Source organism: Shewanella carassii (assembly GCF_002777975.1).
Classification (GTDB): domain Bacteria; phylum Pseudomonadota; class Gammaproteobacteria; order Enterobacterales; family Shewanellaceae; genus Shewanella; species Shewanella carassii.
The window spans coordinates 406,314-425,825 of sequence record NZ_NGVS01000006.1 but is presented as its reverse complement, the minus strand read 5'-3'; the positions used below and the strand labels follow the sequence as shown (position 1 = coordinate 425,825).

Sequence of the window (19,512 nt, the reverse complement as noted above, 5' to 3'; positions counted from 1 at the left end):
TTTACAGGGCGCCATATTGCCATTGGCGCCCTGTTTATTTCTGTTAAATCCGCTACAATCGCAGATCTCTTAATGCCTTCAATCTCAGGATCTTGTTATGAGCATTTGCGTTTCTCAGCCCGATTGGCCACTGGATGCCGGCATTCCGGATCTGCTTATTTCCCGTCTCTCTCACTTGGGTCTGCTCGCCGTTACCGGTGAACAGGGCCGCAGCTTTATTCACGGTCAGGTCACCACAGATATCAGCTCTCTCACGGCCGAGGAGTGGCGTTGGGGTGCGCACTGCGATCCCAAGGGCAAAATGCTTTCAAGCTTCAGAACCTTTGCCCTGGGTGATGCTCTGATGTTGATGATGCCAAGAGATACCCTGGCTGCCGACCTACCGCAACTAAAGAAATATGCGGTATTCAGTAAGGCCGAACTGGTCGATGCCAGTGACGATTACAGCCTTCTGGGTGTTGCCGGCGCCAAGGCAGCCGCTTGGCTGGCTGAACAGTTCCCGGGCTTCAACGCCGAGCAACAAGTCAGCACCTTCGATGGCGGCGTAGTGCTACAGGACGACGAACGCTTTATTCTGGTACTGCCCAAGGCCCAGGCCGAAGCCTTGTGTCAGCAACAGCCACTAGTCGATGCCAGTGCCTGGCAAGAGCTGGAAATCCTCGCCGCCTACCCTAACCTGCCGGCATCACACATGGGCCAGTTTGTACCGCAAATGTGCAACCTGCAGGCCATCAATGGCATCAGCTTCACCAAGGGTTGCTATATGGGCCAGGAAACCGTGGCCAGAATGAAGTATCGCGGCGGCAACAAGCGAGCCCTCTATATCCTCAAGGGTAAAGCGACTGTCGATGTCACCCCAGAAACCACGCTGGAAATGGCGTTGGATGAAGGTTTTCGTAAGGGCGGTAGCATTATTGAAGCCGTACAACGAAATGGCGAGTTACTGCTGACCGCAGTGCTGGCCAATGACACTGAAGTCGGCGCCCAATTCCGCATCGCCGATGATGAAAATAGCGAACTGACGGTACTGCCTCTGCCCTACTCTCTGGAAGAGCAGGAGTAACAATGAGTGACCCAATAAAGGCGCCTTCGGCGCCTTTATTTTTATCTGCCGTTCGTCGCTACTCGGCGCCAGGCTCGGTTTCCATATGGGTATCTCGCACCTCAATCACCTGAGGCAGTATCTGTTTGAACAGTTCCACCAGTTCAGGATCGAAGTGTTTTCCCGCCTCGGACTCCAGTAGCGCCATGGTATCTTCTATGCTCCAGGCCTTCTTGTAAGGGCGAATCGAGGTCAGGGCATCAAAGACATCTGCGATAGCGACTATCCGCCCCTCCAAGGGAATCTCCTGTCCCTTCAAGCCATTGGGATAACCTGAGCCATCCCACTTCTCGTGGTGGGTCAGCGCAATGCGCCGGGACATCTGCAACAGAGGATCAGGATGCTCTCCAATGATCTCGGCGCCGATTTCGGCGTGTTGTTGCATGATCAGCCACTCTTCGGCATCCAGTTTGGCCGGTTTTTTCAGCACAGCGTCCGGCGTGCCTATCTTGCCGATATCATGCATGGGCGCCGCGTTATAGAGCAGTTCGCAAAAGTGGTCCGGCAGCTTGGCCTGCTGTGCCAGCAACTTGGCATAATGGCTCATGCGAATAACGTGCAAGCCGGTCTCATTATCCTTATATTCGGCGGCGCGGCCCAGACGACGAATGATCTCGAAGCGGGTCTGCTCCAGCTCACGGGTGCGTTCGCGTACCTGTTGCTCCAGCAAACGTTTCTGATCATAGAGGGCCAAGTGGTTACGCACCCTGGCCTTGACTATCGGGGCGCTGACAGGCTTAGTGATGTAGTCGACAGCACCCAAATCAAAGCCTTGGGTCTCATCGGCAACATCTGAAAGGGCGGTGACAAAGATCACCGGAATATGGCTGGTCATGGGTTCCTGCTTGAGACGCTTACAGACTTCATAGCCATTCATGCCCGGCATCATCACATCCAGAAGGATCAGATCCGGAGGAGTCTTTTGTGCCAACGCCAAGGCTCTGGGACCATCTATCGCCACCTTGAGTTTATAATCGTCGCCAAGGATCCCCACCAGAATATCTATGTTCTCCGGTGTATCATCCACCACCAGCACAGTGGCTTTTTCCATCCCTATCTCCCTCTTGCTCCAGACACCGATTTACATCTCGGCACGGCAGGTTCCGCCGTAGCCCGTAATTATCTGTTGAGTATAGTCAGGCTTATTCCGCCTCGTTCAGCTCTTGTTGTAATTCGCGAATAAGGTCGGCAGCATCGTCAAACTGATAGCTGCCGACCATGCTGCTGACGGGTTTCAGGCGCTGCCACAAAGGTTGACTCACCCGGCGGCTCAAGGCTTCCAGCTGAACAACGGCATCGGCATCGGCGTCTTCCAGAGTTTGCAACAACTGCACCAGCGCCGCTTTGAGCGCCTCGGTATCCATCTCCTCGGCGGCATCAGCTTCCTTCTGAGGATCACTTTGTGGCTTATCACCTATCCAGGTTGCAATGGCTTCAACAATGGCTGCGACCCGGGTTTCCACCGCCAGCAACTCTTGCTCACACGCTTCACCAGCCGCCAACTTAGCCTCCAATTGCCTGGCCTCTTCCACCAAAGGCTCGGAACAGAGGTTACCTGCCAACCCCTTTAGGGTATGCGCCGCCCGAACGGCTTCTTCCTGCTGTTGCTCCTTGAGCGCCTTGCGGATCCGTTTACCGACATTACCCTGACTGGTGAGAAAACGCTCGAAGATGCGTCGATAGAGGCGCTCAGAATACTGCACCAGCTGCAGCCCCCGATCGATATCCAGACTCTCCTGTTCTGGCCAACTCACTAAATGGGCAGTTTTTTCCTCACTCGGTTCGCCGACCTCAGCGTTTTCCGGTGAGCCGAGCCTTGAACCACCGGTCAGATATTGCAACAACACCTGGTACAAGAGACTGACTTCTATCGGTTTGGCGATGTGATCATTCATGCCGACTCGCAAACACATCTCCTTATCACCGGCCATGGCATTGGCCGTCATGGCAATCACAGGTAACTGCTCAAGCCCTGGCATCTTACGCAGTGCCTCTGTGGCCTGATATCCATCCATCACCGGCATCTGACAGTCCATCAACACAAGATCAAACGGTTGCTGCGCCAACTTCTCCAGTGCTATCTGGCCATTCTCGGCAATGGATAAGTTTATGCCTACCTGCTCGAGAAACTCGGTCGCGACTTCCTGGTTCATCTCGTTGTCTTCCACCAGCAGCACACGCTTGCCGGCAAGCGCCGCCAGTTGCAGGGATTCGAGATCCAAGGCCTTGCGTCTGATGGGAATATGCCCCTGACGCCCAAGCGCCAGCATGATGCCATCGAGCAGCCTGGAGGCACTGACCGGCTTGGTGATATAGCCATTCAACCCGAGCCGCTCCAGCTGTTCGATAAAATCGCTATTGGCATGAGCCGACACCATGAGGATCAGCGGCGGCTCCTTTAACTGCAACATTTGCCGCGCGGTTTCCATGCCGTCCAGCTCAGGCATCTTCCAATCGATCAGGGCCATCTTGTAGGACTGGCGCTTCACCTTATCCAGTGCCTCCATGCCGCTGCGGGCGCAATCGACGGCAAAGCCCATGCTCTCGAGCGTGGTACGCAAGATATCTCTGGCAGTGCCGTTGTCATCGACCACCAGAATCGGCATGCCCTCCAGCTCCTGCTCTACATTCAAAGCATCGTTGTCCGCCACCTTGAGACGCACAGTGAAGAAGAAACAGCTGCCGTTGCCAAACTGGCTCTCAACCCCGATTTCACCGCCCATCAGTTCCACCAGCTGTTTGGAAATCGCCAGCCCAAGCCCGGTACCGCCGTATTTACGGGTGGTAGAAGTATCGGCTTGGCTGAAAGACTTGAATAATCTGGCCTGCTGCTCGGCCGTTAGACCTATGCCACTGTCGCGCACCGCGAATCTCAGGATCACTTCATCCTGCTCACGGCTGAGCTCGGTTATCGACAGCATCACTTCACCGCGTTCAGTGAATTTAATGGCGTTATTCATCAGGTTAATCAATACCTGACCGAGACGCAGCGGATCACCTTCCAAGTGACTAGGCACGCTTGGGGCCACAGCAAACAGCAGTTCCAGCTGTTTGTCGGCGGCGCGCTCAGAGAACATATCCCCGAGATCTTCCAGAATGCTGTCGAGCTGGAACGGCACCACTTCGATATCCAGCTTGCCGGCCTCTATCTTGGAGAAGTCGAGAATGTCATTGATGATCCCCAGCAGGGATTGCGACGCCCGTTCGATTTTTTCCACATAATTACGCTGTTTGCGATCCAGCTTGGTCTGCAGGCACAGCTGAGACATGCCGATAATGGCGTTCATCGGGGTGCGGATCTCGTGGGACATATTGGCAAGGAAGTCACTCTTGGCCTTGTTGGCGGCATCGGCATCTTCCTTGGCCAACATCAACTCGTTGGACAAGAGTTTCAAGCGGGTGATGTTGGCAATACTCATGACGACGGAGCGTTGCCGTACTTCATCTTCCTCGAGTTCAGAAGCGTTGACTGCCATCCACATAGGCTCGCCCGAAGCACTGAGCAGGCGCCACTCACCGCTGACACTGTGATCGTCACTCCGCTTCAGCCGTTCATACAGTTCGCTGGCATTACCTCTATCTTCAGGCGCCATCAAGTCGGCAAACGAGCGACGTTTCAGCTGCTCGGCACTCATCCCCATATCAGTGCAGAACTGGCCGTTGCAGTCCATTATGTTGCCGCGATCATCCAGGTTGACTATGCCTATACCTGCGTTATCGAACAGGGCGCGGAAGTGGGCCTCGCTCTGGGCCAGCTCGGTTTCCATCGCCTTACGGCCACTGATATCGGTCAGATAGCCATTCCAAAGCATGCCATCCTGTTGCTTACTGCCCTTGGCACCGGCCTCGAGCCAGCGCATCTCACCGGAAGGATGTTGGTAGCGAAACTCTTTGATCCATTGCAGACCATTCTCACCCGAAAGCAGACGAATAATGCTGTCCCTGTCTTCGGCAACGATCCGCTCGGCCACCAGCTCAAAGTCGGCCATCACCTCATTCTTGTGATGCCCCAGCGTGGCGATGGCGGCGCTGGAAAGGAAGGTGAATCTGCGTTGCTGTGGGCTTTGCCAAAACAGTTGATACACAGTGCTGGGCACAGACTCTGTGATGGTTTCCAGTTGTTCCCGTGACTGCTCCATCTTTTCCTGAGCCAGCTTGCTGTCGGTGATGTCATTGAGACTGCCATCAAACCACAGCGGATTACCGTCTTCGTCATAAGTAGCCTTACCCTTTTCATGGATCCAGCGCACAGCGCCATCCCGGTGGCGAATCCGGTACTCGACATCGAAGGGTTGCTGCTCGGCCAGAGCCGAGTTGATAGTATCGATACACAGTTGTTTATCTTCATCTATGACCAGGGAGCCATAGCTGCGCTTCTTGCTATCGATAAAGTGCCAGGCCGGATAACCACTTATCTCAGTGATATTGTCGCTGACATATTCCATGGTCCACTGTTCATCGACCCGGGTACGATAAACGGCGCCGGGAATATTGGATACCAGGCCGCGAAAACGGCTCTCGCTCTCGCGAATTTTGCGTTCTACCGCCAGTTGCTCGGTCAGGTCCCGAATCGATGCCGCCACCTGACGTTTACCCTGATGATCGACCGGCAACAGGCTCAAACCTATCTGCACCGGGAACTGGGAGCCATCACACTTGAGTGCCTGCAGCGCCTTGCCCTTGGCCATCATGCGCTCTTTGCCCTCGGTTACAAAAGCATGGCGCTTAGCCGCATGCTCCAACCGGTCCACTTCCGGCAGCAGTTGGTCGATATTGAGTTTGAGCATCTCCTCGGCGTCATAACCGAACAGTTCCTGACAGCGGCTGTTAGAGAACACCAACATGCCGCCTTCATCGACAATCAACATCGCCTCTGGCGCCGCTTCCAGCACGGCATTGGCCCAGGCCGCGGCAGAAAACTGCTCGGTGACATCATTGAACAACATCTCTACCGAAATCAGCTTACCTTCATCATCGAGCAGAGGCTGCATAAACAGATCCAAACGCCTCAGCCCGCCCTCGACATCGGCCAGCTCCACCTGATGTGGCGGCACGGACTCTCCGGCCAACGCCCGCTCCATATACTGCCAGTTGGCTTCGTTGATGCTGTTGCTGGAAAACAGCCGCTGATACTTGCGCCTGAGCACCTCTGGAGTGATACCCAAGACCTTCTCCACCCCATCACTGGCCTGTACTATGGCACCGTTGGGATCCATAGAGCAGTAGAAGGACTTGTCACTCATACCATCGATAAGTTTGGCAAATCTGTTACCACGGGAGTCGAGCAGCGCCTGTTCCCTCTCCTCGAGAATTTCAGCCATCTCATTGAATTTATTGCTGAGAGTCGCAATCTCCCGCACCACACCTTCGGGCTTTTGCAAACGTTTGATCAACCCCTTGCTGAAATCCACTATCCCGGCCTCCAACTGCTCCAGAGGCTGGGTGAGACGCTTGGCACTCCAATAACTGGTGACCAGCAGTATCATCGCCAGTAGCAACAGGTTAATCGTCAGAGAACTGAAGTTTTTCAGGAAAGAACGCAATAACTGCTTCTGCGGGGTAATCACCAATACCCGCCATTCCAAGGGTGCCACTCTGGCGACACTGGCTAAATACTGCACATCATTGAGATCGCTCAAGGCCACCTCGGGGGTGTCGGCGGCATAGACATGCTGCGCCGCTTCTTTGCCCTCGGCAGTATTGGCGAGCCAATCTTCCAGTTTAGCGCTGCGGTTAAGATTATTGTCCGGGTGATAGATGAGATGCCCCTGGTTATCCAGCACCAACAGCTTTTTAGGATCTATACCCAAACGAGCAGGTAGACTGGAGAGAGCCAGATCCGTAGTAACCACGCCCAATGGCGCCGCTTCACCACCAAAGCGCTGTGAAAAAGTGATCATCAGCGTATTGCCGGCACCCTCATCAAAATAAGGGGGAGTCCAAAACCCATCCGCCAGCTTGAGTGCTTCGGTCCACCAAGCCCACTCACCGCTGGTGTAATCGTAGGCTTCCTGACCTATGTCCATGGTCGCAATAGAAAGATCCTGGCGGAAAGCATAGGGCGCGAAGCGTTTTTGACCGTCCAAAACCCCGGGTTGGAAGGCGATGGCGCTGCCGTAAAAGTTGGGGTTACGATGCAATCTTTCAGTAAGAAGATGATAGAGGTTGCCGGGTTGCAACAAGTGTTCAAAGGACTCGAGATTACCCAGATCAAAGGCCAGTGTTTGGGTATCCCGCTGTGCTAAAGACAGCTCAAACTCGAGCCTTTTAGCGGCAAAGTCAGCCTTTTCGGCCAAATCGGTGAAGAAAGCCTTCTCTTCATCCTGATAATTAAACCAGCCGGTCACTCCAGAGACCACCGTCATGATAGTGATTAACGGAATGGCTATCTGTAGCAATATACGGCTGCGAAAAGTCCTGAGTGTCGCGGTATCCGGCATAGTTTTGCTTCTCTGATGAATTTTTTAGAGGGCTGCGAGTAACACCCTGTAGTCAGGCACACTCTCTTGGGCAATGAACGCCGAAGAACATCAGGAGACTGAGGTCAACTAACTGATTAGAGATTAAAAAATAACCTTACAATTTAAGCACTAGCCATGGTTTTAAACAAGTGAGGCAGCTCAAGTTTAGTAAATATCATCAACAACCAGCGCCGATTCCCACAAGTAAAAATCGACACCGCCAATAAACAAAGCCGCGGAGGTTCGAGCTGAACCTCCGCGGCTGGTTTGAATGACGACAACGGATTGTTTGTTGCCACCTCTTGGTCCACTAGAAACCAGCGGCCTTCGCAACGACTCCTGTCTTCCTCCCGGTTTCAAACGGGTGGAAATGTCATAACTGAACTACGGCTTCCTCATCTCGGCCACTCAGCCGCTGAAAATAACTGCGGGTTTCTGCCAGCACTAGATGGCGCAGACCTATGATGGCAATCAGGTTGGGTATCGCCATCAAGCCGTTGACTATGTCGGCAAGCAGCCAGATGAGATCCAGCTTAATAAAGGCGCCCGAGGCGATAAGTCCGAGAAAAATCCAGCGATAGAGTGGGATCCAGCGGCCCTTGGTGAGATAGCTCCAGCAGCGATCGCCGTAATAGTTCCAGCCAAGAATGGTGGTAAAGGCGAAACACACCAGCGCTACGGTTACCAAATACTGACCAATCAGCGGCGTAGTAGCACTGGAGAAAGCGGCGCTGGTCATACCGGCTCCGGCGGTATCACCACTCCATACACCGGTAAGAATAAGCACCAAACCCGTCATAGTGCAGATGATAATGGTGTCGAAGAAGGTGCCCGTCATGCTCACCAGCCCCTGCTCAACCGGCTCCTTGGTCTTGGCGGCTGCCGCCGCTATCGGGGCACTACCCAAACCCGACTCGTTGGAGAATACCCCACGAGCAATCCCGGTTTGAATCGCCAGGGCGATACCGGCCCCCAAAAAGCCACCGGTCGCCGCCACCGGATTGAAGGCGGAATGCAGCACCAGCGCTATCGCATCCGGGATCGCCTCACTGGCACTCAGCAGCACCCAAAGACAGGCAACCACATAGCCTATAGCCATAGTGGGCACTAACTTTTGTGCCACAGCCGCAATCCGCTTTATCCCCCCTAGCGTCACAGCTGCCACCAGCGAGGTCAGCACCACGGCCGTGCTCCAGGCTGGCACATCAAAGGCGATGGTCATGGCCTCAGAAATCGCGTTGACCTGAGCAAAAGTCCCGATACCGAAAAAAGCGACACCGACACCGAAAACCGCAAACAGCTTGGCCAACCAACCGAGCCCTAAGCCTTTTTCTATGTAGTACATGGGGCCACCGGCGATATTGCCATGGCAGTCAGTGGTACGAAACTTAAGCGCCAATAGGCACTCGGCGTACTTGGTAGCCATACCAAAAAGGGCGGCAACCCACATCCAGAACAGGGCTCCGGGGCCACCGAGTTTAATGGCGGTAGCTACCCCAACAATATTGCCCGTGCCTATGGTGGCCGACAGTGCGGTACAGAGGGCAGCGAAAGAGGAGAGCTCCCCCTTGCCATTAGCGGGTTTGAACAGCAATTGCAGCGCCAGCGGCAGACGCAACAGTTGAATGAATCCCAGTCTAAAGCTCAGGTAAACACCGGTTCCCACCAGCAAGATTAGGGTGACAGGTCCCCAGACAATGCTGTTTATCTGGGTAAGAAGTGCATGAAAATCCATAGATTCCTCAGTTATTAAACATCTAAATTAATAAACGGAGGAGGAAAAGAAATGGCTGCGAAACCGCGGCAGCAGAGGCCAAAAGCGAAAGATCACCAGAGGCAAGGCGGTGCAATCATCCTCTCCTCTGTCCTTTTGCCTGAGCGTTTCGCGCTGGCCTAAGCCAGCACTTTCGCCTTCGGCGCCGGGGCATGCCCGGTCTCTCCAGAGGCTCGTCCAGTAACAGTCCACGCCGTCAATGCTGACCGGCACCTGAAAGAGTACCTCCAACCGGATTAACCGGTGGAAATTGCCTCGTCGGTGTGGGGGCGATTCCCCACTCTCCTGCTACCTTCATCCGAACGGATTGCCACGTTATTCGTGGCAGGTGGCACAGTTTGCGCCTAAATGGCCTCCGGCTCAAGGGGCAAAGCCGACTCACGCCCTGTTTACTGCAAAAATTTTGACCTCGCCCCAAACTCCTGTGGGTGAGTTCAGTTGAGTTCGAACCGCAATGGCAGCTGAAAGTCGAGTTCACCGATTGAAAAAACTTGTTATGCTGTAGCAGATTACTGCGGTTCACAGGAGTTCAAATGCAGAGCCAGGTGTTGCTGGAAGGGGTAAGCAAAGGATTTTTGGATGGCGATCGCCCCCACAGAGTGCTGGAAAATCTCAGCCTGGAGATCAAACCCGGTGAGACGGTGGCATTGACCGGCCCCAGTGGCAGCGGCAAGAGCACACTGCTGAATCTGATAGCCGGTTTTGAGCACCCGGATCAGGGCCGAATTCTGCTGGCAGGTCAAGACAGCAGCCGCTGGCAGGACAAACAGTGGAGCGCCTTTCGTCGCCGCCATCTGGGGGTGGTGTTCCAGCAATTCAACCTACTGACGCCGCTCAATGTTCGCGACAATATTCTCTTTCCCCTGTCGCTGCTCGGTGAAGGCTGGCAAACCTGGTGCGATCACCTGGTGCAGGCACTGGGGCTGACGCCACTGTTAAACCGGGAAGTCGAAAGCCTCAGTGGTGGTCAACAGCAGAGAGTCGCCATTGCCCGCGCCTTGGCCCATAAGCCTGAACTGCTGCTGGCCGATGAGCCGACGGGCAACCTGGATGCCGCCGCCGGTGATGAGGTAATGCAGCTTTTGTGCGCTCTCGCCGCCGATGCCGGCAGTGCCATTCTTATGGTCACCCACAGCGAAACGGCCGCCGCCTATATGCAGCGCCGCTGGCACCTGCAGCAAGGGCGCATTCATGAATGACACAGGGGCGCTGACCACAATCAAGTTGGCCTGGCAGGCCCTGAAAGTCACCCTGGCCCACTATCGCAAGGCGCCACTGCAGGCCGGCGCCATACTGCTGGGAGTGGTGTTGGCGGTGACTCTGCTGATTGGCGTCAAGGCCACCAATGACAACGCCATCAACAGCTACCGTGAGGCGGGCGAAGCCCTGGGACAACAAGCCAGTTTGTTTATCACCCCCAAGGCCCGCGGGGCCAGCCTCGATGAAGCGCTCTATTTTCAGCTGCGCCAAAGCGGCATCCAAGCACTGCCGGTGATCAGCGGCGTCCTTGACGACGCTCAGGGCCGCCAGTGGCAAGTGGAAGGCAGCGATATCATTGCCGCCCTCGGCACCTTCGAGCAAAGGGGCAATGGCCGCAACCATCTGCCCTTGAATAGACTGCTCGCCGGAGAGCCCATCATTGTCATGAGTGACAGCCTGCATCAAGGACTCAAGGCGCCGCCAACCCTGTCCCTCAGTGGGCGCACGCTCGAAGTGCTGGCGCTCGCCGACTCAGAGCAGCTCGGTAACCGCCTCTATCTGGATATCTCGCTGGCCCAGCAACTATTAAAGCGCGAGGGCACCCTCAGCTATATCGCCCTCTTTGGCGAACCGCAAAGGCTCAAAGAGCGACTCAAGCAAAGCGGACTGCCGCTGGATAAGCTGAATATCAGCGAGCAGGACAAGGGCGCCGCCCTGACCGCGCTCACCCGCAGCTTTCATTTGAACCTCAACGCCATGGGGATGTTGGCCTTCGTGGTGGGGCTGTTTATCGCCTACAACGGTGTACGCTACAGCCTGATGAAACGCCGCCGTTTGTTGCTCTTGTTGCTCAAGCAGGGGCTGGGACGGCGCGCCCTGATGCTGGCGCTACTGCTGGAGTTGTTGTTGCTGGTGTTCATTGGCTCGGCCAGCGGCTTTATTCTGGCGCTGCAGCTCAGCCAGTGGCTGCAGCCTATGGTGGCGCTGACCTTGGAGCAGCTCTATGGCGCGACTCTGCTGCCGGGGAATTGGCGCTGGCAATGGCTGGCCGAAGGCGCCGGTCTGACACTTATCGCCGCACTGCTGGCCTGCGTGCCCCTGCATCTTGAGCTGTGTCATCAGAGCCTGGCACAAAATACCCAGAGCCAATGGCATGCCCACAGACACAGAAGCATGCACAAACGCCTGTTTCTCATCGGGGTTGCGCTGCTTGCCCTGACGGCGCTGCTTTACCCCTTGAGCCAAACCCACCAACGCAGCCTGGGCTTGATGGGGCTCTTGACCCTGGCTATCCCGCTGCTGTTGCCGCAACTGTTGCAGTCTTTACTCGGGCTATTGGCGCGGCTGTTTCCGTCCGGGCTCAGCAAGTACGCCATCGCCGATACCCGAGAGCTGGTGGCACCGCTGGCGCTGGCCATGATGGCGCTGCTACTGGCCCTGTGTGCCAATATCGCCATGAATACCCTGGTAGGCAGCTTTGACAAGACCCTCAGAAGTTGGCTCGATACCCGCCTGCATGCCGAGCTTTATATCCGTCCGGGCGCCGGCAATATGGCAAATCTGGAGCATTTTCTTAAGCAGCAAGCCCCCGGACTGGCTCACTTCTACCAATGGCAGGCGCCCTTCTATGCCAAGGGGAGCGGCAATACGCTGGAGATAAACCTTATCAGCCGGGACGCCGACTCTATCGCGCGCACCACGGCGCTGAAGACCCCAGCCCAAGTTACTTTCCAGGAACAAGTTGCTTCCCAGGAACAGGTGCAAGGAGCCCAAAACCAGCAACAGCAAGCGCTGCTGACGGTGATCCAAGGCCAGGCTCTGGCTATCAGCGAGCCCTTGGCGCTGACGCTGGGGCTGGCGCCGGGCGACCAGCTCAGCCTCTGCCCGGATAAGGAATGTAAGACACCACTGACCCTGCCCATCAGCGCCATCTATTACGACTATGGCAATCCCAAGGGTGAGGTCCTGCTGGCGCAATCCCTCTGGCAACAGCTTAAGCTGCCAACTGAAGCCGTTAGCCTGGCGGTGAGTGGCATAGCAACAAGTGCAGAAAGCGCCAAGGGGGCAGGACTCACAAGCATTGCCGCCCTCGAGCGCGCCCTTATTCAAGAGCTCGGACTCAGCCCGATACAGGTCTACAGCCAGCAAAAAATTCGCGACGAGGCGATTCGGGTCTTCAACAAGACCTTCAGCATAACCCTGGTACTCAACACCCTGACCTTACTGGTGGCCGCCGTGGGGCTTTTCAGTGCTGTGCTGATGCTCACCCAGTCCCGCCAGGCGAGCCTCGCCATGTTACGCTCGCTCGGGCTTACCCGTGGTCGACTTTTGTCCATGTTGCTATTGCAGATGCTGCTGGTAGTGCTGCTCACCTGTCTGTTGGCCCTGCCCATGGGGGCGATTCTCGGTTACCTGCTTATTCATAAGGTGACGCTGCAGGCCTTCGGCTGGACCATAGCCATGCAGTGGGACTGGCTGGCCTATGGCCGGGTGGTGCTTTTGTCGCTGCTGTGCTGCATCCTGGCGGTGATAGTTCCCCTCTATTGGCAGAGCCGCCGCTCTTTGGTCTCCAGTCTGCAACAGGAGGTGCTCTAATGCGATTGATTACAATGCGGTGGCGTGCCGTAGCGCCCTTGTTAGCGGGTCTACTGCTGAGCGGCGCTGTGCTGAGCGGCTGCGATAAGGCTCATCAAGACCAGGCTCAGCAGCAAGACTCGCGGGCCATGAGCCGGGTGATGGGGACAGCGAGCGAAGGTTATGCGAAAGTCGAGCCAGACGCGGCGCTGCAGTTTCCGGATGATCACCTGTCCCACCCCGGCTTTCGCCAGGAGTGGTGGTATCTGACCGCCAATCTGACCACGCAAAGCGGTGAGCCCCTCGGACTGCAATGGACTCAGTTTCGTATTGCCCTTTCCCCGAATGAACCTGAATCCAGTTCTCCCTGGGCGACGAATCAGCTTTATATGGCTCACAGCGCACTCAGTTTTCAAAACAGTCACCAAAGCGCCGAGCGCTGGGCCAGGGGCGCACTTGCCGCGCCCCAAGCCCAAGGCAAAGCGGCCCATCCCCAAGGAACCCAGGACAAAGCTCAAGCCGGAGCCGTGGGCTTGCCGCTCAGGGTCTGGCTCGATAACTGGCGCTGGCAAAGCCGGGCGGCAAGCGGCCCCAATAGCGGGCTGTTTCCCGCTAGTTTACAGGTCAGCGAAGAGGACTTTGCCTTCGAGTTGCAACTCGATAGCCAAGCCGAGCTTCAGATTCAGGGAGACAAGGGTTTCAGCCGTAAAAATGCCGCTGGCACTGTGGCCTCTTACTACTACAGCCAGCCCTTTATTCGGGTCGAAGGCAGAGTGCGCCACAAGGAGCAATGGCTGCAGGTATCCGGCAATGCCTGGCTCGATAGGGAGTGGAGCTCAGAGTTTCTCAGTCGCGGCCAACAGGGCTGGGACTGGTTCGCCTTGCGGCTCGATGACGGCTCGGCCCTGATGCTGTTTCAGCTCAGAGAGCAGGAAAATAAAGCCTTTTTCAGCGGCAAGCGCATGTATCCCGACGGCAGTGGCCACCCATTGGCGCTCGATGATATCAGTCTCAGCGTCAAGAACTGGCAACAAACGGCCAGCGGTCGTTACCCTGTAGCCTGGCAACTGGAGCTGCCGGGAGAATCTCTGTCACTGACTCTGGAAGCCCTCAATCCCAATGCCGCCATGAACCTGTCTATCCCCTACTGGGAGGGGCCAATCACCATCAAGGGCACACAAACCGGCATGGGTTATATGGAGCTGACCGGCTATTGAATAACCCACTTTAGGTAGTAAACAAGAACTATTATCAAAATGGCGTTGCATTAATATTGCAGGAGTCAAGCGGCTAATCTGTTTAAATTTCAAACTTAGATTCAGATCACATTGAAAATGTTGATCCGGATCGCCAATCGCCTTCATTACCTCTCAAGAGGTATACCCACATTTTTAATGAGGTCTAGACTTTGATTCAGTTCCGGTGACTCGGCCTATGCCGTGCCAGTCGCCCTTACCTGTCGAGGTGAGCCTCAATGAAGCAACAAACAGAGATGGAATACCATGTCACCAGTCTGGTGGTGCATGCCGCTCCGGGAACCCTGGAGGCGGTGACCACTGCCATCCAGGCCCTTGAAGGCGCCGAAGTCCACGCCAGCAGCCCAGAAGGCAAATTGGTAGTCACCCTCGAAGGCGAAAGCCAGGGCGAGATCCTGGATAACGTCGAAGCAATCAACCGTCTGCCCGGGATACTGTCCAGCAGTCTTATCTATCATCAGGTCGATTCTGAGCCTGTCAGTCAAACAAAAGAAATAAAGAGTGAGGAAACACCATGAGCATAAGCCGCCGCGAGTTTCTTAAAGCCAACGCCGCCGTTGCCGCCGCCACGGCCGTTGGAGTCACTCTGCCAGTGAAAGTCGTCGAAGCCGCTGAGCAGAAAGACAATATTAAATGGGACAAGGCCCCCTGCCGATTCTGCGGTGTCGGCTGCTCTGTGCTGGTAGGCACAAAAGAGGGCAAGGTCGTCGCCACCAAGGGTGATCCTGAGAGCCCGGTCAATAAGGGCCTGAACTGCATCAAGGGCTACTTCCTGTCGAAAATCATGTACGGAAAAGACCGTCTGACCACGCCACTGTTGCGGATGAAAGACGGCCAATACGCCAAAGACGGTGAGTTCACCCCGGTGACCTGGGACAAGGCCTTCGATGTGATGGCAGAAAAGTGGAAGCACTCGCTCAACACCAAGGGCCCGACTTCTGTGGGCATGTTCGGCTCAGGCCAGTGGACCATCTGGGAAGGCTACGCCGCCTCCAAGCTGCATAAGGCAGGTTTCCGCACCAACAATATCGACCCCAATGCCCGCCACTGTATGGCGTCGGCCGTGGTCGGCTTTATGCGTACCTTTGGTATCGATGAACCCATGGGTTGTTATGACGACCTGGAAGCCGCCGATCACTTTGTGCTCTGGGGCGCCAACATGGCCGAGATGCACCCGATCCTCTGGGCCCGCCTGTCGGATCGCCGTCTGAGCCACCCCGACGGCAAGGTACATGTACTGTCTACCTTCGAGAACCGCTCGTTCGATTTGGCCGACAACCCGATAGTGTTCAAGCCTCAGTCCGATCTGGTTATCCTCAACTATATCGCCAACTACATCATCCAAAACGGCGCGGTCAACAAGGACTTCGTCAACAAGCACACCAAGTTTGCCCTGGGTGTGGATGACATAGGTTATGGCCTGCGTCCGGATCATCCGCTGGAGAAAAAAGCCAAGAATCCGGGTAACGGCAAGTTCAGCGATATCAGCTTCGATGAGTACGCCAAGTTTGTCAGCCGCTACACTCTGGAATACGCCAGCGAAATGAGCGGCGTGGAGAAAGAGCGTCTGCTGGAGCTGGCCAAGGCCTATGCCGATCCCAAGGTCAAGGTGATGAGCCTGTGGACCATGGGTATCAACCAACACGTGCGTGGGGTTTGGGCCAACAACATGCTCTATAACCTGCACCTGTTGACCGGCAAGATTGCCACTCCAGGTAACAGCCCCTTCTCTCTCACAGGCCAACCCTCAGCCTGTGGTACCGCCCGTGAAGTCGGCACCTTTGCCCACCGTCTGCCCGCCGACATGGTGGTCAACAACGACAAACACCGCGCCATCACAGAAAAGGCCTGGCAGCTGCCTGAAGGCACTATTCCGCCCAAGCCGGGTTTCCACGCCGTGTTGCAGAGCCGGATGCTGAAAGACGGCAAGCTCAACTGCTACTGGACCATGTGTACCAACAATATGCAGGCCGGCCCCAACATCAACGATGAAATCTATCCCGGTTTCCGTAACCCGGAAAACTTTATCGTGGTGTCAGATCCCTACCCAACAGTCACCGCCATGGCGGCCGACCTGATCCTGCCTACCGCCATGTGGGTCGAGAAAGAAGGTGCCTATGGTAACGCCGAGCGCCGCACCCATATGTGGCACCAGCAGGTGAAAGCCCCTGAAGGCGCCAAGTCGGATCTGTGGCAGCTGATGGAGTTCGCCAAGCGCTTCAAGGTAGAGGAAGTCTGGCCCGCCGAGCTGATCGCCAAGAAACCTGAATACGCCGGCAAGAACCTCTATGAAGTGCTGTTCGCCAACGGAGTGATCAACAAGTTCCCCGCCAGCGACTGTCAGGCCGAGCTCAACGATGAATCCGAACACTTCGGCTTCTATGTGCAGAAGGGGATCTTCGAAGAATACGCCGCCTTTGGTCGCGGCCATGGTCACGATCTGGCCCAGTTCGACCGCTACCACGAAACCCGAGGTCTGCGTTGGCCGGTAGTGGATGGCAAGGAAACCCTGCGCCGCTTCGTTGAAGGTTCTGACCCTTACGTTAAACCGGGTTCAGGCTATCAGTTCTACGGCAAGCCGGATGGCAAGGCGGTGATCTTCGCCCTGCCCTACGAACCGGCCGCCGAAGAACCCAACAGTGAATATGATCTGTGGATGAGCACAGGTCGGGTGCTGGAGCACTGGCACACAGGTTCAATGACCGCCAGGGTGCCCGAGTTGTACCGCGCCTATCCGGATGCACAGATCTTCATGCACCCTGATGATGCCAAGAGCCGTGGCCTCAAGCGTGGAGATGAAGTCATCGTCGCCTCGCCTCGCGGCGAAGTGAAGACCCGGGTTGAAACCAAGGGCCGTAACAAGCCGCCCAAAGGTGTGGTGTTCATGCCCTTCTTCGATGCTCGTCAATTGGTCAACAAGCTGGTACTGGACGCCACCGACCCTCTGTCCAAAGAGACAGACTTCAAGAAGTGTCCGGTCAAAGTGATGAAGGCGTGAGGCAGCAGTAATGGGTGACAAACGCAATGGTGTCAATAACATCAATCGTCGCCAGTTTCTGGCGACCACGGCCAAAGCCGGCTGTGTGATGGGGTTGGCCGGGCTGGGGATATCAGCGCTGGCCAAGTCCCAGTCGCTGGCGCCCCAGGCGATACGTCCCCCGGGCGCCCTCGCCGAGGACGCCTTTCTCTCGGCCTGTGTTCGCTGTGGTCTCTGTGTCGAGGCTTGTCCCTATGACACTCTGAAACTGGCGCGTTGGTTTGAAGGGGCAGCCACAGGCACGCCCTTCTTCAGCGCCCGCAGTATCCCCTGTGAGATGTGCGAGGACATTCCCTGTACCCGCGCCTGTCCCAGTGGGGCTCTGGATACCGGCCTCGAGAAAATCGAGGATGCCAGAATGGGCACGGCCGTACTAATAGATGAGAAAAACTGCCTTAACTTCAAAGGCCTGAGATGTGATGTCTGCTACCGCGTCTGCCCGCTCATCGATGAGGCCATCACCCTTGAGCGTGCCCGCAATGAGCGCAGTGGCCACCACGCCATGTTTATTCCTACCGTGCATGCCGATATCTGCACCGGCTGCGGCAAGTGTGAACATGCCTGCGTTTTGGAAGAACCAGCGATCAAGGTGCTGCCGCAGAAGCTCGCCAGCGGCAAGACCGCCGAGCACGACACTTATATAGACACGGAAAAGACCACCCTGGAGATGCTCAATCAAGGGCTGCCTGGACTGGGTAACGGAGGGGCAATATGAGTCGAAGAAAAAACCAAAGCTCAGACGCCTTTGCCGCCGATGCCATCGCCACCCTGGGTTGGTGGAAGGCACACAGGTTCCTGCTGCTCAGACGCCTGTCACAACTGAGCGTTTTGCTGCTGTTTGCCATAGGACCATTGTTTGGCCTCTGGCTGCTGAAAGGCAACCTGTCGGCCAGTCTGTTGCTGGACACAGTACCGCTGGCCGATCCGCTGGTGACGCTGCAGAGCTTGGCCAGTGGCCATCTGCCGGAACTGAGCCTACTGCTCGGCGCCGCCATTGTCGCCCTGGGTTATGGCCTGCTGGGTGGACGGGTGTTCTGCAGCTGGGTCTGCCCGGTCAACATGGTGACAGATACCGCCGCCTGGCTCAGACGCAAGTTGGGCCTGCCCAGATTGCCCGAGCTGCCAAGGTCGCTGCGCTACTATCTGCTGGTATTGGTGTTGCTGTTGCCCCCATTGACCGGCCTGTTGGCCTGGGAGTGGCTCAACCCAGTTCCCGTAGCCTACCGGGCCTTGTTGTTCGGTGGCTTCAGTGGCCTGTGGCTGCTACTGGCGATACTGCTGCTGGATCTGTTCGTCAGCGAGCGCGCCTGGTGCAGCCACCTGTGTCCAAGTGGCGCCCTCTACAGCCTGCTGGGCAAGCTGCGACTGGTCAATATCGAGGCGGTAAGAGCCAACGACTGCAACAACTGTATGGACTGTTTTACCGTGTGTCCCGAACGGCAGGTGCTCAAACCCGCCCTCAAGGGAAGCAACCCAACGATAACCAGTACCGATTGCACCCTCTGCGGCCGCTGTATCGATGTCTGTGCCAAGAAGGTCTTTGAGTTTGATACGCCATTAACCCGGCTATCACCCAAGGGTGAAGCCAAAGAGAAATCCAACAAAATAGATTGCAACCGAATTGCCACCAAGGCGGAGAACAAGCAATGAAAAAAACACTCAGCGCAGCCGCGATGCTGCTGGCACTCAGCGCCTGCTCAGGACAGCAGGCAGAAACGGCTCAGCCGGTTAACGTCAGTTCTCTTGGCGGTGGCGATGCAGAGATTAGCTCTGTACGCCCGGCCGATGCCATGCCTTCCTATCCAATGCGTGGCAACACCATAGAGCGTAACTACGCCGAGCAGCCGCCACTCATTCCTCACAAGGCCGACTATCCCATCAGCCTGAAGAAAAACAGCTGCATGAACTGCCATGACTGGAACAAGGCCAAGCGCATGAAGGCAACGCCTGTGGCCAAGTCCCATGTTATCGACGACAAGGGCACCCTCAATGGACAGAACTATTTCTGTACCCAGTGCCATGTACCTCAGGCCGATAACAAGCAGCCGCTGGTGGAAAATAACTTCAGCACTGGCGCTGCCAACTGATAGCGAGAAAAACCGGGTCGC

The 19,512-nt window shown here is 56.1% G+C and carries 12 protein-coding genes and 1 riboswitch; of the genes, 9 read left to right on the top strand and 3 right to left on the bottom strand.

The genetic code is table 11. From position 1 onward, the window contains the following. Nucleotides 1–97: 97 nt before the first annotated feature. Nucleotides 98–1,063, top strand: a complete 966-nt coding sequence (gene ygfZ / locus CBE72_RS04910; RefSeq protein WP_100142554.1) for a tRNA-modifying protein YgfZ — start codon at nucleotides 98–100, stop codon at nucleotides 1,061–1,063. A gap of 58 nt (nucleotides 1,064–1,121) precedes the next feature. Here the strand turns inward: ygfZ and CBE72_RS04905 are convergent, their stop codons facing one another. The 3 genes from CBE72_RS04905 to CBE72_RS04895 form a co-directional block, all read right to left on the bottom strand. Beyond that, nucleotides 1,122–2,153 carry a response regulator gene (locus CBE72_RS04905; RefSeq protein WP_100142553.1) on the bottom strand — a complete coding sequence of 344 codons (1,032 nt, stop codon included), beginning with the start codon at nucleotides 2,151–2,153 and terminating at the stop codon, nucleotides 1,122–1,124. A gap of 91 nt (nucleotides 2,154–2,244) precedes the next feature. Then, nucleotides 2,245–7,542, bottom strand: a complete 5,298-nt coding sequence (locus CBE72_RS04900) for a PAS domain S-box protein (RefSeq protein WP_100142552.1) — start codon at nucleotides 7,540–7,542, stop codon at nucleotides 2,245–2,247. A 394-nt stretch (nucleotides 7,543–7,936) separates the two neighbouring features. Further along, complete coding sequence (locus CBE72_RS04895) at nucleotides 7,937–9,298, bottom strand: alanine/glycine:cation symporter family protein (RefSeq protein ID WP_100142551.1); 1,362 nt, start codon at nucleotides 9,296–9,298, stop codon at nucleotides 7,937–7,939. Nucleotides 9,299–9,415: 117 nt separating this feature from the next. Further along, a riboswitch (glycine riboswitch) is annotated at nucleotides 9,416–9,516 on the bottom strand. A 354-nt stretch (nucleotides 9,517–9,870) separates the two neighbouring features. Between CBE72_RS04895 and CBE72_RS04890 the strand changes: the two genes are divergently transcribed. From CBE72_RS04890 to CBE72_RS04855, 8 genes are all read left to right on the top strand, one after another. After that, a complete protein-coding gene (locus tag CBE72_RS04890; RefSeq protein WP_100142550.1) occupies nucleotides 9,871–10,536 on the top strand; it encodes an ABC transporter ATP-binding protein in 666 nt (221 codons plus the stop codon). Next, nucleotides 10,529–13,132 (top strand): ABC transporter permease, encoded by a 2,604-nt coding sequence (locus CBE72_RS04885; protein ID WP_100142549.1) that lies wholly within the window; start codon nucleotides 10,529–10,531, stop codon nucleotides 13,130–13,132. The genes CBE72_RS04890 and CBE72_RS04885 overlap by 8 nt, the downstream gene beginning before the upstream one ends. Next, on the top strand, nucleotides 13,132–14,328 hold the full coding sequence (locus CBE72_RS04880; RefSeq protein WP_100142548.1) for a lipocalin-like domain-containing protein: 1,197 nt from the start codon (nucleotides 13,132–13,134) through the stop codon (nucleotides 14,326–14,328). The genes CBE72_RS04885 and CBE72_RS04880 overlap by 1 nt, the downstream gene beginning before the upstream one ends. Before the next feature lie 257 nt (nucleotides 14,329–14,585). Beyond that, nucleotides 14,586–14,885 carry a chaperone NapD gene (locus tag CBE72_RS04875; RefSeq protein WP_025889977.1) on the top strand — a complete coding sequence of 100 codons (300 nt, stop codon included), beginning with the start codon at nucleotides 14,586–14,588 and terminating at the stop codon, nucleotides 14,883–14,885. Then, a complete protein-coding gene (napA, locus tag CBE72_RS04870) occupies nucleotides 14,882–17,365 on the top strand; it encodes a nitrate reductase catalytic subunit NapA (RefSeq protein ID WP_044735123.1) in 2,484 nt (827 codons plus the stop codon). The genes CBE72_RS04875 and napA overlap by 4 nt, the downstream gene beginning before the upstream one ends. Nucleotides 17,366–17,375: 10 nt before the next feature. Then, a complete protein-coding gene (napG, locus tag CBE72_RS04865) occupies nucleotides 17,376–18,119 on the top strand; it encodes a ferredoxin-type protein NapG (RefSeq protein WP_100142547.1) in 744 nt (247 codons plus the stop codon). Further along, on the top strand, nucleotides 18,116–19,054 hold the full coding sequence (gene napH / locus CBE72_RS04860; RefSeq protein ID WP_100142546.1) for a quinol dehydrogenase ferredoxin subunit NapH: 939 nt from the start codon (nucleotides 18,116–18,118) through the stop codon (nucleotides 19,052–19,054). The genes napG and napH overlap by 4 nt, the downstream gene beginning before the upstream one ends. Further along, on the top strand, nucleotides 19,051–19,491 hold the full coding sequence (locus tag CBE72_RS04855) for a nitrate reductase cytochrome c-type subunit (protein WP_100142545.1): 441 nt from the start codon (nucleotides 19,051–19,053) through the stop codon (nucleotides 19,489–19,491). Before napH ends, CBE72_RS04855 begins: the two co-directional genes overlap by 4 nt. The last annotated feature ends 21 nt before the right edge of the window (nucleotides 19,492–19,512 follow it).

What these genes read in the sequence shown, in the direction of transcription:
- CBE72_RS04895 (WP_100142551.1), bottom strand. Translation starts at nt 9,298, where the DNA reads ATGGATTTTCATGCACTTCTTACCCAGATAAACAGCATTGTCTGGGGA.
- napH (WP_100142546.1), top strand. Translation starts at nt 18,116, where the DNA reads ATGAGTCGAAGAAAAAACCAAAGCTCAGACGCCTTTGCCGCCGATGCC.
- CBE72_RS04885 (WP_100142549.1), top strand. Translation starts at nt 10,529, where the DNA reads ATGAATGACACAGGGGCGCTGACCACAATCAAGTTGGCCTGGCAGGCC.
- CBE72_RS04905 (WP_100142553.1), bottom strand. Translation starts at nt 2,153, where the DNA reads ATGGAAAAAGCCACTGTGCTGGTGGTGGATGATACACCGGAGAACATA.
- CBE72_RS04880 (WP_100142548.1), top strand. Translation starts at nt 13,132, where the DNA reads ATGCGATTGATTACAATGCGGTGGCGTGCCGTAGCGCCCTTGTTAGCG.
- CBE72_RS04900 (WP_100142552.1), bottom strand. Translation starts at nt 7,542, where the DNA reads ATGCCGGATACCGCGACACTCAGGACTTTTCGCAGCCGTATATTGCTA.
- napG (WP_100142547.1), top strand. Translation starts at nt 17,376, where the DNA reads ATGGGTGACAAACGCAATGGTGTCAATAACATCAATCGTCGCCAGTTT.
- CBE72_RS04875 (WP_025889977.1), top strand. Translation starts at nt 14,586, where the DNA reads ATGAAGCAACAAACAGAGATGGAATACCATGTCACCAGTCTGGTGGTG.
- CBE72_RS04855 (WP_100142545.1), top strand. Translation starts at nt 19,051, where the DNA reads ATGAAAAAAACACTCAGCGCAGCCGCGATGCTGCTGGCACTCAGCGCC.
- napA (WP_044735123.1), top strand. Translation starts at nt 14,882, where the DNA reads ATGAGCATAAGCCGCCGCGAGTTTCTTAAAGCCAACGCCGCCGTTGCC.
- CBE72_RS04890 (WP_100142550.1), top strand. Translation starts at nt 9,871, where the DNA reads ATGCAGAGCCAGGTGTTGCTGGAAGGGGTAAGCAAAGGATTTTTGGAT.
- ygfZ (WP_100142554.1), top strand. Translation starts at nt 98, where the DNA reads ATGAGCATTTGCGTTTCTCAGCCCGATTGGCCACTGGATGCCGGCATT.